We start from the raw sequence: 14,201 nt of genomic DNA on the forward strand, positions 1-14,201 counted from the left end.
GCATGGGGTACTAACATCAATAACAACACAATTCAAAATAAAAAAGAAGCTACACACTTTTTTAAAAGTGTGTAGCTTCTTTTTTATTTTGAGTATAGAATTAAGGTGGTCAAAAGTAAGAATATTTTAAAAAATAAAAAATGATGGATGTTAAGGAGGGAGAATAGTTTGAGAACATTAGATCAGAAATTCCATTGGATACCAAGAGGCGTGATTATACAAAAGAGGGTGGGGAAGGAGATTCAATGTGAAGAAGTAGTTCTGATATGCCTAAAAAATACTGTGAAAGATTTAATTATTCCACACCCTATTACAGATTTTATTAGAAAAACTTATAGGAATAGAGGAGTAAGTTATCACACTCAACTTAAAGCTGCTAGGGTCATATGCAAATTTCTTAATTTTATCTATAGTAACATTGAAGATGAGGTTGCAGGATATAAAGCATTGCAAAATAAAGGGTTAGAAGGATTAAAGTTAATACATGGTGGAGATTTTATTACACATTTGACATACGAAGGTGTTAGTTTTAATCACTCTAATTATTGTGAAAATGTTCTTACAAAATTATATATATATTTAAAGGAAAACGAATTAATAGACGAAGATTTTCAAGTGAATTACAAAAAAGATTATTTAAGAATAGGACAGCCTTTGTCTTTATTTAGTAAGTCGTTTTTTGACATTGAGCGACCAAATAGAAATCAGAGAAATGAGAAACAAAAATTAAAAGATTTTGGTCCTAATCGTTATAGACTTGTTTATGAGTTTATTGAAGAAGCAGAAGCCAGTGATATAGCGTTAGGAGTATGTTTTCAATTTTTAGCAGGATTACGGGTAGGAGAAGTTGTTAATTTGATGTAAATGTCAAGATAAACATGTACATTTTCGCTTGTTTAAGCATGTACAAAATCAATCATTTTCTTTGCTAAAATGATCTTTAATTCGATAGGATTGTCCTACAATACTGACCACCGTGGCATGATGTAAGACACGATCTAGTATGGCATTGGCGAGTTTAGGGTCCTGGAATACTTCGTCCCAAGACTTGAAGTTGATATTGGTCGTTAGGATGGTACTACGCTTTTCATAACGCATATCGATTAATTGAAAGAATAATTTTGCATCCTCCGGATCAATAGGCAAGTACCCAATTTCATCAATAATAAGTAATTTGTATTTTGTATAGTGCTTTAAACGAGATTCTAGGCGATTCTCAATCTTGGCACGTTTTAAATTTTGAAGTAAATCATGACATTTAATAAAATAAGTACTTGTTCGCTTTTTAGCTGCTGCTATACCAATAGACGTGGCCAAATGGGTCTTACCAACACCACTAGGTCCTAAAAATACTATGTTTTCTTGTTGCTCTAAGAAACGTAGAGAAATAAAATCTAAGATTTGTTGTTTATTAATACTCGGCTGGAATTCGAAATCAAACTCATCAACCTCCTTTCTATGAGGAAATGCGCCCATTTTCACCATAGAATGAATCATATTTTGTTCTCGTACATCAATCTCATAGTTTGTCAGTTTAACAAGTGTCTCTACGAAGGATAATTCATTATTAATGCTAAAATCGACTACGTCACCTAAATGTTGTGCCATTTGTTTTAATTTTAAATACTCTAGGTTTGTTGTTAATTGTTGATAGCTATTCTTCATTTCTATATACCTCACCAATTACTGATAAATTTTGTTTCGCCAAATTGTCAATGTTCGGATATTTAGGTAGTGACTTAGCCAATGCTTTTTTATAATGTTCTTCTTTATAATTGAGCTTAGATTGGCTGATTTTATGTTGTACAATTAACTTCATGTTATGATAAACATATATTTGATTATCATATACTTGTAAACCGACGGTTTTACCTTGATATTCAGCTGGAACTGAGTATTGATTCGATTTGTAAGATATCATGCCTGATGTATTAACTTTTACAAGTTTATGCTTAATCATATAGGAATCTCTTATCGCGCTCTTCGGGAGTGGTTGTAGGAGATTCTTTTCCTGTTTTAGGGCAAACACTGGAATCTTACCAGTCCCTTGATGAAATGTTTGATTAATTCTTGCACATAATTTTTGCACAAATTCATGTAATTCTTCAAAAGTGAATCTTCCTTGATAAGCATGAATTTCGTCTAGAAGTTTCATTGGCGCTTCTACTTTCCCTTTGGTATTTGGTCGCCCTGCGATACAAGGTTGTACCTTAAATCCAAAATCTTGAGCGAATTGGGCAAACTTATTGTTAATCGTTCCTGTAAAGTGTTCTGTTCGAGCTTCATCCATTACCGTCTTCATATTATCCGTGACAATTACCTTCGGTACACCACCAAACATTTCAAATGCCTCTGTCATAAATGACATTAAAACACTTTGTGATTTTGAAATATTCAAATGAAAAACTTTAAATCTCGAGTAGGACAATAAAAGTACAGCTACATTCACATATACGATTTCGCCACTTTTGGTTTCAAATCGTATGCTTTCTTTCCAATCTAATTGAGCTTGTTCTCCTGGAGGTGTCTCATAACGGACACCCACTGAATGACCTGATAAAATACGCTTCCCCTCATCAAAATATGTTCTAAATTCAGGCTTTCTATTAATATAAGCACGAAATGCAGACTGTGAACATTTTAAACCGTGATTGTCTGTTAGATACTGCCATAACACTCGTTTGTAGTAGAAGATTTGTTTAGAATCACTAGATAAAAGAGCTGCAATCACTTCATAATATGTATCGATTTTCGATGTTTTATTTTTTGTCCCTTTTGGTGTAAAACCATTCAAATACTTATCTATGGTACGCCGATCCACATTCAATTCTCTGGCTAATTGACTTTTATTTATCTTCATTTTTAAGTTCCCCATTAGTTTTTTAAAATTTGGTAAGTCTGAAAGACTTTTAACCTCAAATTCTGTTTGAATATCTAGCTTAATATACATACTAACCACCTCAGAGTCAGTATGGAGAATCCAATTGAAAATGTACATATTTATTCAAGCGTTAATGTACATATTTAAGTTAGCATTTATAATTTGACAAGAGAATCTATCTACGAAAAAGGATTTAGGGGAAATGATGGGATGTGGTTAGTAATAGAAGATAATCAAGAACATTTATTCAAGCACTTATCATCTAGGTATGATGTGCAAGTCAAGAGACCTAGAGAAGTATTTGTTTTAGATGATGAGAAACTATGGCAGGCTTATCACATTCATATAGAACGATTAGAAAAGCTGAAAAAACAATTTAAAAGTAATGAAAGTAAGGCGTTATTTATTTCTAAAAGTACGGGACTAGCTTTAAGTGGTACTGGATATGCTAAGCGATTTTTAAGAATCAAGGAACGTTTTTTGGAAAAACTGAGAATAAATCGCCGTTACGAGGATTTGGAATTTTTAACAGGTCTTCCTTGGTCCACGCATATAGGTAGAGGTGTTTTTACCAATTTTCTTATTGATTTAGGTCTGAGTATTGAGGAGATTGCTAATCTAAGGGGGGATAGAACGTTAACTGCAACATTGGAATATATCGAGAAGAGAACTTCTTATAGTAAGGTACAAGAACACGTAAATGTTCTTTCTAGTGTATATGGTGAGGGTATGGATGATATTGGTTTTTATGAGGACTCTTTTAATAAGAGACAGGTATATGATCGGTATATTAGTAATTGGGGGGGATTAAATAGTGGTTCAAGAATATATTGAGTTGAATCATTTGAAATACAAGCTAACAGAAAACAGTCTAAGGTTTCTTGTAGAAAAAAATATTATTAGAGTTGAATATAAGAATGAAAAGGTTTTTATTCATAGAGAAGATTTAAACAAACATATGCAATGGGAAAGAAAATTTAGCAAAGAATATTTTACTACAAAGCAATTTTGGGCGTACGTAGGACTAAAAAACCTTGACAACAGATCTTTATTAAATGCATATTATAAAAACCTTGTTTCTCTTTCTAAAGAAGGTCAAATATACTTAAGAACACTGAAATACCCATTATTCACCTTGAATAATCAAGAGGAATATAGGTATGCGAAACGCTATGTGAGAAAGCGTGAAGTAATTGATGTTTTGGAAAAATATGTGACGATAAATGAATTTATGAAGATGGCAGGTATTGGGTATACTCAAGCGATATTTGTAATCAATAGTTTTAATATAAGAAAGATACAATTTATAAGAAAAAGGGAGTTCACATTTTGCAATAAGAAGGATATTAGAAATTTTTTGAAGTATAGAAGTAAAACATTAGGAGAGAAAATAAGATTAAATATATCGAACAAGGATTTAATAATATTGAATGATGTTCTTAAATTATTGGATTTAAACGTGTATACCTATAAAAAACTTCTAGAAGAAGGATTGTTAAAAATCAGTCAGAAAATAGGGAGACATGTTTTTTTTAGAAAAGAAGAAATTTTTTCATTAAAAAAGGAAAAAGAGGAAATGGATAAGGAGCTAAGGTTAAAGTACTATACTAGACAGGAAATTTTGAATGAATTTAATATAAACGTGGATGTTATTCGGATAAGTATACAGACAATGGAGATACCTTTATTAATGAGGGGAATTCCTAGATATTTTAATGGTAGATATTTATATTTAAAAGAGGACATTATTAAAGAATATGAGCGACGGAATAAAAATTTAAACCTTTATCTTGATAGGGGGTCTATATATGATAATTTTATGTACAGATTAAATGCGGAAGATGTGGAATTTTCTGGTTTTTGTAAAGAAACAGAGAGATTGTGGTTTAAATTTATAAGGCTTAAATCAGAATCTTACTCAGGGTCGAATTTTGTTTCGAAAAATGCAAGGTTGTTAGAGTATCTTTCTGTTACGAGGGTCTTAACTGAGAGGATTATTGATAAGGAGTTATTTATGTACTCCTCTAAAGAGCTTAATTTGATGTTTTTTAATAATAATACCAAAGAAAAAGTGAAAAAAATACTTTATATATTTTTAAGGGAAATTGATCAAATGGAGGGATATGCTTTACAAAAGAAAATGTTTACAATTAGTAACATAAATAGTCCGTATAAGAGAAGGAGTAAGAAGAAGAAAGCGCCGCAAATTTATACGGTAGAAGAATTTATGGAGTTTTTTAAATATATTTCTAATCTAGATATTCATAAAGAAAAAGCTGTAAGTAGCGTAAAAGAAGTGTTATTAAAGTCTTTACAAAATAATTCAAGAAATGCCTTTTATAATCGCTATGAATCAGTTTGGTTGTATACATTGGTACATTTAAATAATGCTTGGAGACATTGGGACTGTATGCAAATTCCTAGAATAAATTTTGAGGGAACAGGTATTGTTGACAGTATAGAGTGGATTCAGAATCATGAGTTAAGTATTGAAGATGCCAAGAAAATAATAAGGAAGATTCAAATTAAGAATTTAAAGCATTCTAAAACTGGTGCAAATCGTTATTTTTATTGTTCGGAGCAATTAATCCTTCCTATTGCATATGCAGCAGTTTTATGTGAAATAAGAGCAAGAATTCTTAATCCTTTAAGTGATTCGTTAATTGATTTTCAATCTAAAAATCGGCAGCTCACTAGTTATCCTTATAAGGCTTTTTTTGATACATTTCCAGATGAAAACCTTAAATTTTCATCATTAAAAATGAATAGAACTTTTATAACACTTGCCTATAATTTAATTAAAAGTCAAAAAGGTCCTGCGCATGAATTAGAACTTTTAAAATTCCTTCGTAATCATAAGTCGATTGAAACCACAAATATATACATTCATATAAATCAACAAGATATAAATTTTCTGAGTACTCAAATTTTTACTAGAGATTATTTTGGATTTATAGCAGATGGATTTGCTAACATTTTGTTTGGATCCACACAAAATATTGATGAAAGAACCCATCAAATTAACATTATTTATGATAAGTTTGGAAAAGATTTAAAATTAGAAGGGATAGCAGATGCTTTATTATATCTTACAAAGCAAGAACGCGCTGTGGAAAGCCTTATTAAAGACCTTGATGGAGAGGAAATTCGTCGTATTATTAATGAACTTGACATGGGAATGTTGCATTCTAAAACAAGACATGTACAGTGTTTATTGTCATCAGACAATTGTTTGTATACAGAACGAGAGAATTGTATAAGTTGTCCTTTTGCTATTTATAATTTTTATGCGTTATCCGGGATTACTGAACGCATTCTCAAACATATCAGCTTTTTCATTAGAGATACTGAAAAGAATGGATACAAAGGAGATTTTGAAAGAAATGCAATTCTTTTTTTAAAGGATTTAAAGTTGTTTAAAGAAGCTGAAATAAAGTTTGGATCCGTTATATATGAGTTTTTTTATATGAGTAAAAAGGAATTTGAGTCTCTCTTAATACAATTACCTTCTATTACACGATATATTCCACAAAGAGGTGAGGTGAGAAAACATGAGTGAAATAATTGAGATTGAAGAATTAAGTGATGAAGCATTTGAATTAGAACTTAGCATGGAACTTTCTATCGAAAACTTAGAAACTATAGAAAAAAATAAGTTTACAGAAATTAATTTTTACGAAAATGTATGGAAATTATATGATGAAGAAAGAGATAATATGTTTTATCTTCGTTTCAGTAGATTAATAGAAGAATTGAGTGGATGTTCTGTATCAGAAGTAGAAAAATTAACAATAGTAATGAAATGTTGGGCAGCTAATTTATTAGTTAAGTATCAATTCAGTACTGTAAGTGCTATTTTCAAGTATGTACTAGATGAAGTGATAAAAACAAATATATTTAGAATAGCATTATTAGAAGATTTTACTCAAAGAATATTGTCCAAAGGAGAAACAGTAAGAGCTACTATAGCTTCAGCTATTTTTAACTTTTATAATTACTATGATAATTTTGAAGGAAAAGAAGGGTATCTGAATTTTTTGTCAACTATTCCGTCTGTTAAGCCAAGAACAAGAGTTATTCCTACTGTTAAGGATTTCCTTAAATTTGCATGGGTTTTAAATGATTTTTTTATAAAAACAAATAGTGATAGTCAGAGATATATATATTATTATCCAATACGTATTTGGTGGCATTTGACATCAGTAATTCCAATAAGAATTGGAGAGTTTCTTCTTTTAAAGAGGAATTGTATATATATAAAAGATGATAGATACTATCTCAAATTACCTAGAATAAAAAATAGGGGGCAAGGTGGAAAAAAAGTAATTGATGAATTGGAAATTTCGAAAAAGATTTATTCCATGGTTAAAGAATATGTAGAAATGACAGAGGAATTCGGCTATTCTGAAACTCTCTTATCTTATAGAGCACATAAGGGGATATTAAATGAACCGATATTACGTAGAAATCCTGATATATTCAGATGTAATATTTTCAGGGATCTTCTTCATGAGTTTTATGATAAGGTAATTACTGCACCACCATATAATTTTACAGTTAGAAGCATTGGAGAAGACTCGGAAAAAGAAATAAGGCAGGGCAGAATTAATGGGGTAAACTTTGATTTTGAACGCCGAGTAAGACCTAATGATACTAGACATCTTGCATTTTTATCCTTAATGATACAAGGGTTCCATCCTATTGAGATAGCTCGCTTAGGGGGACACGATACAATATACTCACAACGTCACTATCAACAACATGAGTTTTTTCTTACAGATTCAGGGATATCTAAACTTATTAAAATGTTTAGTCTTACAGGTCAACCGTTAAAAAATTCAGTTTTTTTTAATGGGAGTTCACGCAAGGCAGGGCATATTGGAAAATTATTTAGAGAAAGATTTATATTTTCACCAGCAAAAACTTCGAAACAGGAGTGGGACAAGCTTGAGATTGGCTATTGTACAGCACTAATAAAGGATTGTAAAACACAGTGTTTCCGGTGCTTCGAATATTGGAGAATTGAGTATGATGAATTTTTAGAAAAAAGGGAATTTATCGAAAGATGGATGAAAGAGAGTCAAGAGGAAGTGCTCACCTTATATAAAACATTGCTTAATCTACATCTGAAATTAGTTAGCGATACTTATAATAAAATAAATCCCAATCTAACAAGGGAATTAGCAATAAATTCAAAACAATTGAGGGATTTATTACAGAATATCGATAAATTTTATAAAACTTATGAAGGTTGGTTGTAACATGGGAAAGGTAGGAAGAAAGAAAAAAGAATATCCAGAGGATGAAATAAGAAAAATTATATTGAGTTTTGTAAAACAGAAAGGAATTAAATCTGAAGTTCCCAAGATTGCTTTAAGTAAATATGCGAAAATCCTTTATATGGAAGGGGGGCTTCCTTGGCTAAATGAAGAGATATCTGATAATTATTGGGTTCGATCAGAAAGAAGGGGATTTCAATTAATTGAGGAATATAATACTGTTGTTCATAAAACATTAGCGCAAAATAATCAGATTCAAGTAAATTTACCAAGGATAGAGGATATTGTACAACAGAATGTTAAGGATTCAAAACAACTATTGAAACAACTTCTTCCTTACCAAAGAGAATTAAAGATAAGTCAACAGAACTATAGTGTATTACAGAAAGAATTAAGTGAGTTAAAGGACAAATTAATTAAAAAAAATGCACTTATTGCAATTCTTGAAAAGAAAATAAAGTTACAACAAGAAACAATTTATCAGATGTTTATAAATGGTTCTGTTACAAATCCAAAGCTTAGAAATTTAATGAAAGTGGGAGAAGAAGCTGATTCTGTAGTTAAGGAAGCTCTACAGAACATATTCAATTTGAAAGCAGATGAATTTTTGGATTTGAACAGCTCTGTTGTTAATACTAAATCGGAAAAGATTGTGGAGATTAATAAACGCCAACTTAAAGAATCACTTTTAGATGATTTCCGTAGCCTGTAAATAGTATTTAAAGTGCTTACATTTTATCGAGTAAACTAAATAAGGAATTCATATCTCTTTTTGATTAATAAACGTGTCACTTTTTTAATAAAGCAGTTAATTTGAATATACATTTTGTATATTTTAGGAAGATATTTAAACAAAGGTAAGAAAAATAAATTTGAATAAATAGCATAAGGTAATGATTGACGGTACTTATATATAATACATTTTGTACCATCTTTTTTTTCAATAAATGGACATGAAAGAGGATGTTTTCTAAAATAAAGATAAGGAAACAAATTTTTCCTAAAATCGTGGTTATACTCAATAAAAATATATTAGAAAGATTTCAAGAATTTTCAATTTAGTAAACTAATTATAAAGTGGAGGACAAGATGAATTTTATTGATATTTTAAAAGATGGAAAAGATAATGGAAACGATAATGAAAAATTAGCTGTTCTATATGAAAAGCTGAAACCAGATATAGTTAATCATTTGAAAAATATTACTAGTACATTGCCTGATTTTGATATTCATGATGGTTCACATTCAGAAAAAATCTTGCAAAATATGCTTGTTTTAATAGATGCTCAAAATAAAGCAAACCAGTTTACTGGATATGAATTCTTTTTGTTAGGATTATCGGCATATATGCATGATACTGGTATGGCAATGCCTGAATGGGAAGTGAAATTATTTAAAATGATTGAAGGGAGTCATGAATTTCCTTTATATGATGAAGACTTGGATATGAATTTGAATAGTGATTTAAAGAAACCTTTTTCTATCATTGAAGCTAAAGATTTTATTTTAGAGAATACTCAAACTATTTACGGTGATTTTGCAAAAATAAAAAATTATATATTTATTGAGAATAACGAAGAAGATTTTATATCGAACTTGGCTAAAAAGGTGCGCAATTATCAGGTTTTTAGGTCTGGGTACAAAAGTTCACTTAGAGAAATAAGAGATCTCAAAGAATATAAAAGAGAGAGCCTCAACTTAAGATATGAATTTATTCGAATTAACCATCATATTTTTTCGGAAAAGAATTGCAAGAATCTAACTTCGAAATTTCAAGATTCTTTAGGAGGAACATGGGGCGGGAAGCTCGCAGAGGATTTAGCAAAAATTTGCTTAGGGCATGGATTAGATTATTCAGAAGTCAATAATTATGAAGTGAAAAGCAGATACGTAAATGGAAATTATGCTAATATCAAATTCTTAACAGTAATGTTGAGATTGGCGGATGTAATACATTTTAGCTATGAGAGGGCGCCTAAGTCTCTTCAGGCATCTAAAATGATTGATAATCAAATTAGTTTATTACATTGGAAGGTTAAGCAAGAAGGGGTAGATTATTGGTTAACGGATTTTAATGCAAAAGGTCAAAGAGAGATATCATTTTCCGGTTATTTTGAAAATCCAAAACTCTATTATTTTCTTCAAGATTATTTAAATTGGATAGATAAAGAGATTGCGAATTACTATCTATTCTTAGGTAGTATGTCGTCAGATATTAATCAGAAAGCCGATAGTCAAATTTATGACTTGCAACTTGCGCATAATGTAAATAGAAGCGGGATTGATTATAATTCAGAAAAATTTCAGCCTGTCCCTAATATGAAATTTACATTGGATCAAGTTAAAATAATCGAGTTGTTAATGGGGGTGGGTCTATATAAGGACCAATACTTATGTTTAAGAGAACTATATCAAAATGCATTAGATGCATGCCGCTGTGCATTGGCAAATAAGGATATTACTGAAGGTAGAATCGAATTTGGAATTAATGAAGGTAGAGATGGACGTAAGTACTTATATTGCATGGATAACGGTATTGGAATGACAAAAGACATTATTGAGAGGTACTTTTTAAAAATAGGAAATTCTTTTTACAAGTCAAATGAATTTCAACAAAAACAGGCTTTATGGAATACTGATTTTAAGCCTACTTCTCAATTTGGAATCGGTATTTTATCTTGCTTTATGTTAGGAAATGAGATTGAGGTTTGTACAAAATCATCATATTCTAAACAGGATGAGTATATAAGTTTTATGATAAACGGTCCCCATGAATTATTCTATTATAGATATATGGAAGATGCGGATAGAGAAGTTATAGGAAGTAATGGAACGTTAATAAAAATTTATCTTCAAGATGATCTTGTATTAAATAACAAGTATATTGAAAATATTGAAGAAACTATGTTTCTGGCTCAGTTAGACAAAGAGAAATATAGAAAGGATATTTCTGATAATCTTTATTATAAGATATATGAGATGGTAGCTAGTCCTAACAAGTTAATTCCTATATATATTAAATTTGATAATAATGCAACTGAAAAATTAATGGGAAATAATCATCCTGTTGATTTAAGAAAAATAGATTTTGAAAAGGTAAGTAAAGCTATTTACGATGGCAGATATAATAAAGGTTATCTTGAAAAATTGGTTAAACTTCAACAAATATACGAAAATGTTAATTTTATTAATGTAGAAGTGGAGTCAAAGTATATAAAATTTGAAATTCCGCTGGCGTTGCCTTCGCAAAATATCCAAGAAAATATATCTGATTTGTTAAATGTTTATCCTGTTTTAAGTAGAAGTACAGGTATAATGGTTGATGGAATAGTAGTTAGTGATACCAAAATAATAGAGAATATAAGTAATTATCGTTATAGTAGGGAATATAATAATTCGAGTTCGATTTATATAGACTTTTTTGGGGATAAACGTCCTTTATTATCTGTAGACAGAAATGCAATTACCACAATTTCAGATGAGTTAGTGAAGGATATTCAAAGCCTTGAAGGAAGAGTTGCAAAAGATTTGTTAGATAAAATTGATGAATATTTTGATACTCATAAAATGGAAAATACTCAAAAGGATAATATTTTAAATTATGCTTTTTCTAAATTGTCCACGTTTATTCTTGACTTTGTTGATTATTCCATTTTATCGGAAAATGAAAACAATAATTTTATGTTACCTAATTTGTCTGAATATCTGGGGGAACCAACGCAACTCTTTGATTTTGTAAATTCTAACACATTAAAAATTAGAAACAATATTAGTTTTAAGAGATTAAGTTCTAAAGAAAGAATTCTTTATTTAAGTAAACTAATGTCAGCTGATCATATTGAGGTAACACATGAATCAATTATTATTGAAAGTAAAAGTTTTAAGTTATGTAATACATTTGATGTGCATGATTTATTGCGACACGATTCAATTCCGATAATGATTTATGTTGACAAATGGCCACAAGAATATGAAGACTATGATATAGTTAGTAGCCTCTGGCCTCTAGTAAAACAAGATTTATTTGAAATTACGAGAGAAAGAGTCGAAGGAAAAGAGCTAAATCAAAGAACTAAATGGATAGGTAGTGCAGGAAATGGATTTTCTGGTTTAGGTGCTCAAGAGGCGACTCAAGTTCATTCCACTTTAGGACTGTTTAATTCAGTTAGAAAACCACCATTTGGTACTAAAGAGGTAAACCGGATACTAAATTTTGAAACATCTAGATCTAAATTTTGGCTCTTTGAAATAAATGACTATGGAAGATTAGTTAGGGAAGAACAAAAGGATTATTTCATTCATGCATATGTAAATCCAGATGAGTTAACTATGGAAGAGGAAGAAAAACTAGAAGAAATTAAGAGCGAGCACCCTGAATATTATGAGGGGGTAAAAGATGGGTGGAGTATACTTTTAATGGGGAATTCAGGTGAATTTATTTTAAGTCCTGGAAAAGTTTCTAAAGATAATATGTTGGCGCAAATTAAAGAAAGGTTTTTTGAAGAGAATTCAAAAATAAATTACTACTTTCCAAATGGAAATAAAATAATAAAGAAAATTAGGAAGTGATTTAAAAAGCATTCATTTTGATTAATCTTTTTTCGAAATGAATGCTTTTTATCTATTGTGAAATGCTGGTTTGAGAGGTGTTTTTGATCAAACTTTATTTCAAATATACAATTAATTTCCTGATTTTGATATAATTCAATAGGATGTATACAGAATTTAAAAGATAAAAAGGCTATATAAATAATATAAAATCTTTTTTATTCGGAGCTTACTATGACGGGACTTATCGGTGTTTGCATAGGAGCTTATGCTGGTTATTATACGTATAAAAGAAGGGCTGATGAAAAATAGCAACAAGAAAATGCGCCAGCTTTTAACTTAAATAATGAAGGTCAAGAGTACAGATCTATGAATCTAAGAAGCTATAATCATTATTTAGACCCAGATGAAATATGTGTTTTTCAGCAAGAAGATGTTGCTTGGTATGGATACACTTATAACCATAGTGATTAAATGTATTTACAGACATCTATGGATGCTGGAAATGTTAGGTTAAGCTCAATTAGTGAAGGAGAAGTTTAAATTGGAAACATATTTAAAATCTATTGAATTTGCGGTTTCAGAACTCATAAATATTATTACGAAAGACAAAAACAATATTGAACTTTTGGAAAAGAAAATAAAAGAGAAGGAAAAAGAAGCACAATTAACATGGGGAGAAATTGCAGGATTAACAGAGGATTACGAGATATATGAAGCTAAAGATAAGTCTACATCGGCATCCATTGAAAAAGAAAAAATGCTAGGTAGACTAGCAAAACTTAAGTTAGAATTTAAGGCTAAAGAGAATTCAATCAATGTTCTTTCTGGTGCTTTGCTACACATTGCTAAACAAGCTATATCTACTGTTCATGGTAATCCTTATGACATATCTTTTCAAAGGGATAAAAATAAAAGGGGCACGATTATAATGCATAATGATAATTACATCATGTGGAATAATCCAGCTCGAGGAGTGGAAGAATTACGTATACTTGATTTAATTGTGGCTGCTAGAAATCAATATGAACATTATGAATCGGGTCTTGATGATATTATACGTGGAGTAGGCACAGAATTAACTAACAGACAAAAGCATAATATTAATGTCTTTAAACAATTAAAAATAATGGAACCTGCAAAGTATGATTGTATATTAGTAACGGAGATTCAAAATGGGGAGAAAAACCCAAAAAATTTTGCCGGCATAATCGTAAGTGAATTATTACAGTGGAAGAGCTTCAAAATATTTAAAGAACATTTATTAAGTATAAATAATTAATGAGATATAATTTTCGTTTGGTCAGTGTTTAAAACTATTTGTTGGTTTGTTGTGTTTTAGTGTGAGATATTGAACAGTACTGTTATAAAAACGGAAACATTTTAGTGAAATTAAAATGGCTAATATGTATTCTAATGTGTAGATTAGTAGGTTGTTTGAATTGGACACGGCCAAAATTGAAGAAGAATTGAAAGAATATGAAACTAAGATT

The 14,201-nt window shown here is 30.1% G+C and carries 9 protein-coding genes; 7 read left to right on the forward strand and 2 right to left on the reverse strand.

Annotated elements, in window-relative coordinates:
* The first annotated feature begins 168 nt into the window (after positions 1–168).
* The gene (locus ACXKY9_RS10300; protein WP_001259440.1) at positions 169–864 is read left to right on the forward strand and encodes a hypothetical protein; all 696 of its coding nucleotides are present in this window, start codon (positions 169–171) and stop codon (positions 862–864) included.
* Positions 865–912: 48 nt separating this feature from the next.
* Here ACXKY9_RS10300 and istB read toward each other — a convergent pair whose 3' ends face one another.
* A complete protein-coding gene (gene istB / locus ACXKY9_RS10305) occupies positions 913–1,665 on the reverse strand; it encodes an IS21-like element IS232 family helper ATPase IstB (RefSeq protein WP_000798699.1) in 753 nt (250 codons plus the stop codon).
* On the reverse strand, positions 1,655–2,950 hold the full coding sequence (istA, locus tag ACXKY9_RS10310) for an IS21-like element IS232 family transposase (protein ID WP_000275580.1): 1,296 nt from the start codon (positions 2,948–2,950) through the stop codon (positions 1,655–1,657). Before istA ends, istB begins: the two co-directional genes overlap by 11 nt.
* A 141-nt stretch (positions 2,951–3,091) precedes the next feature.
* Here istA and ACXKY9_RS10315 point away from each other — a divergent pair, with 141 nt between their 5' ends.
* From ACXKY9_RS10315 to ACXKY9_RS10340, 6 genes are all read left to right on the forward strand, one after another.
* Positions 3,092–3,715, forward strand: coding sequence for a hypothetical protein (locus ACXKY9_RS10315; RefSeq protein WP_000266759.1), 624 nt, complete (start codon positions 3,092–3,094; stop codon positions 3,713–3,715).
* The gene (locus ACXKY9_RS10320) at positions 3,696–6,440 is read left to right on the forward strand and encodes a hypothetical protein (protein ID WP_000249670.1); all 2,745 of its coding nucleotides are present in this window, start codon (positions 3,696–3,698) and stop codon (positions 6,438–6,440) included. Before ACXKY9_RS10315 ends, ACXKY9_RS10320 begins: the two co-directional genes overlap by 20 nt.
* Positions 6,433–8,142 carry a tyrosine-type recombinase/integrase gene (locus tag ACXKY9_RS10325; RefSeq protein WP_001289510.1) on the forward strand — a complete coding sequence of 570 codons (1,710 nt, stop codon included), beginning with the start codon at positions 6,433–6,435 and terminating at the stop codon, positions 8,140–8,142. The genes ACXKY9_RS10320 and ACXKY9_RS10325 overlap by 8 nt, the downstream gene beginning before the upstream one ends.
* A 1-nt stretch (position 8,143) precedes the next feature.
* Positions 8,144–8,872: a coiled-coil domain-containing protein gene (locus ACXKY9_RS10330; protein ID WP_000520934.1), complete on the forward strand. Its 729-nt coding sequence runs from the start codon at positions 8,144–8,146 to the stop codon at positions 8,870–8,872.
* A gap of 377 nt (positions 8,873–9,249) precedes the next feature.
* Positions 9,250–12,729 (forward strand): HD domain-containing protein, encoded by a 3,480-nt coding sequence (locus tag ACXKY9_RS10335; protein ID WP_001009203.1) that lies wholly within the window; start codon positions 9,250–9,252, stop codon positions 12,727–12,729.
* A gap of 523 nt (positions 12,730–13,252) precedes the next feature.
* Positions 13,253–13,990, forward strand: coding sequence for a hypothetical protein (locus ACXKY9_RS10340; protein ID WP_000451337.1), 738 nt, complete (start codon positions 13,253–13,255; stop codon positions 13,988–13,990).
* The last annotated feature ends 211 nt before the right edge of the window (positions 13,991–14,201 follow it).

It is taken from the genome of Bacillus sp. 2175 (assembly GCF_057812155.1).

What these genes read in the sequence shown, in the direction of transcription:
- istA (WP_000275580.1), bottom strand. Translation starts at nt 2,950, where the DNA reads ATGTATATTAAGCTAGATATTCAAACAGAATTTGAGGTTAAAAGTCTT.
- ACXKY9_RS10330 (WP_000520934.1), top strand. Translation starts at nt 8,144, where the DNA reads ATGGGAAAGGTAGGAAGAAAGAAAAAAGAATATCCAGAGGATGAAATA.
- ACXKY9_RS10335 (WP_001009203.1), top strand. Translation starts at nt 9,250, where the DNA reads ATGAATTTTATTGATATTTTAAAAGATGGAAAAGATAATGGAAACGAT.
- ACXKY9_RS10325 (WP_001289510.1), top strand. Translation starts at nt 6,433, where the DNA reads ATGAGTGAAATAATTGAGATTGAAGAATTAAGTGATGAAGCATTTGAA.
- istB (WP_000798699.1), bottom strand. Translation starts at nt 1,665, where the DNA reads ATGAAGAATAGCTATCAACAATTAACAACAAACCTAGAGTATTTAAAA.
- ACXKY9_RS10315 (WP_000266759.1), top strand. Translation starts at nt 3,092, where the DNA reads ATGTGGTTAGTAATAGAAGATAATCAAGAACATTTATTCAAGCACTTA.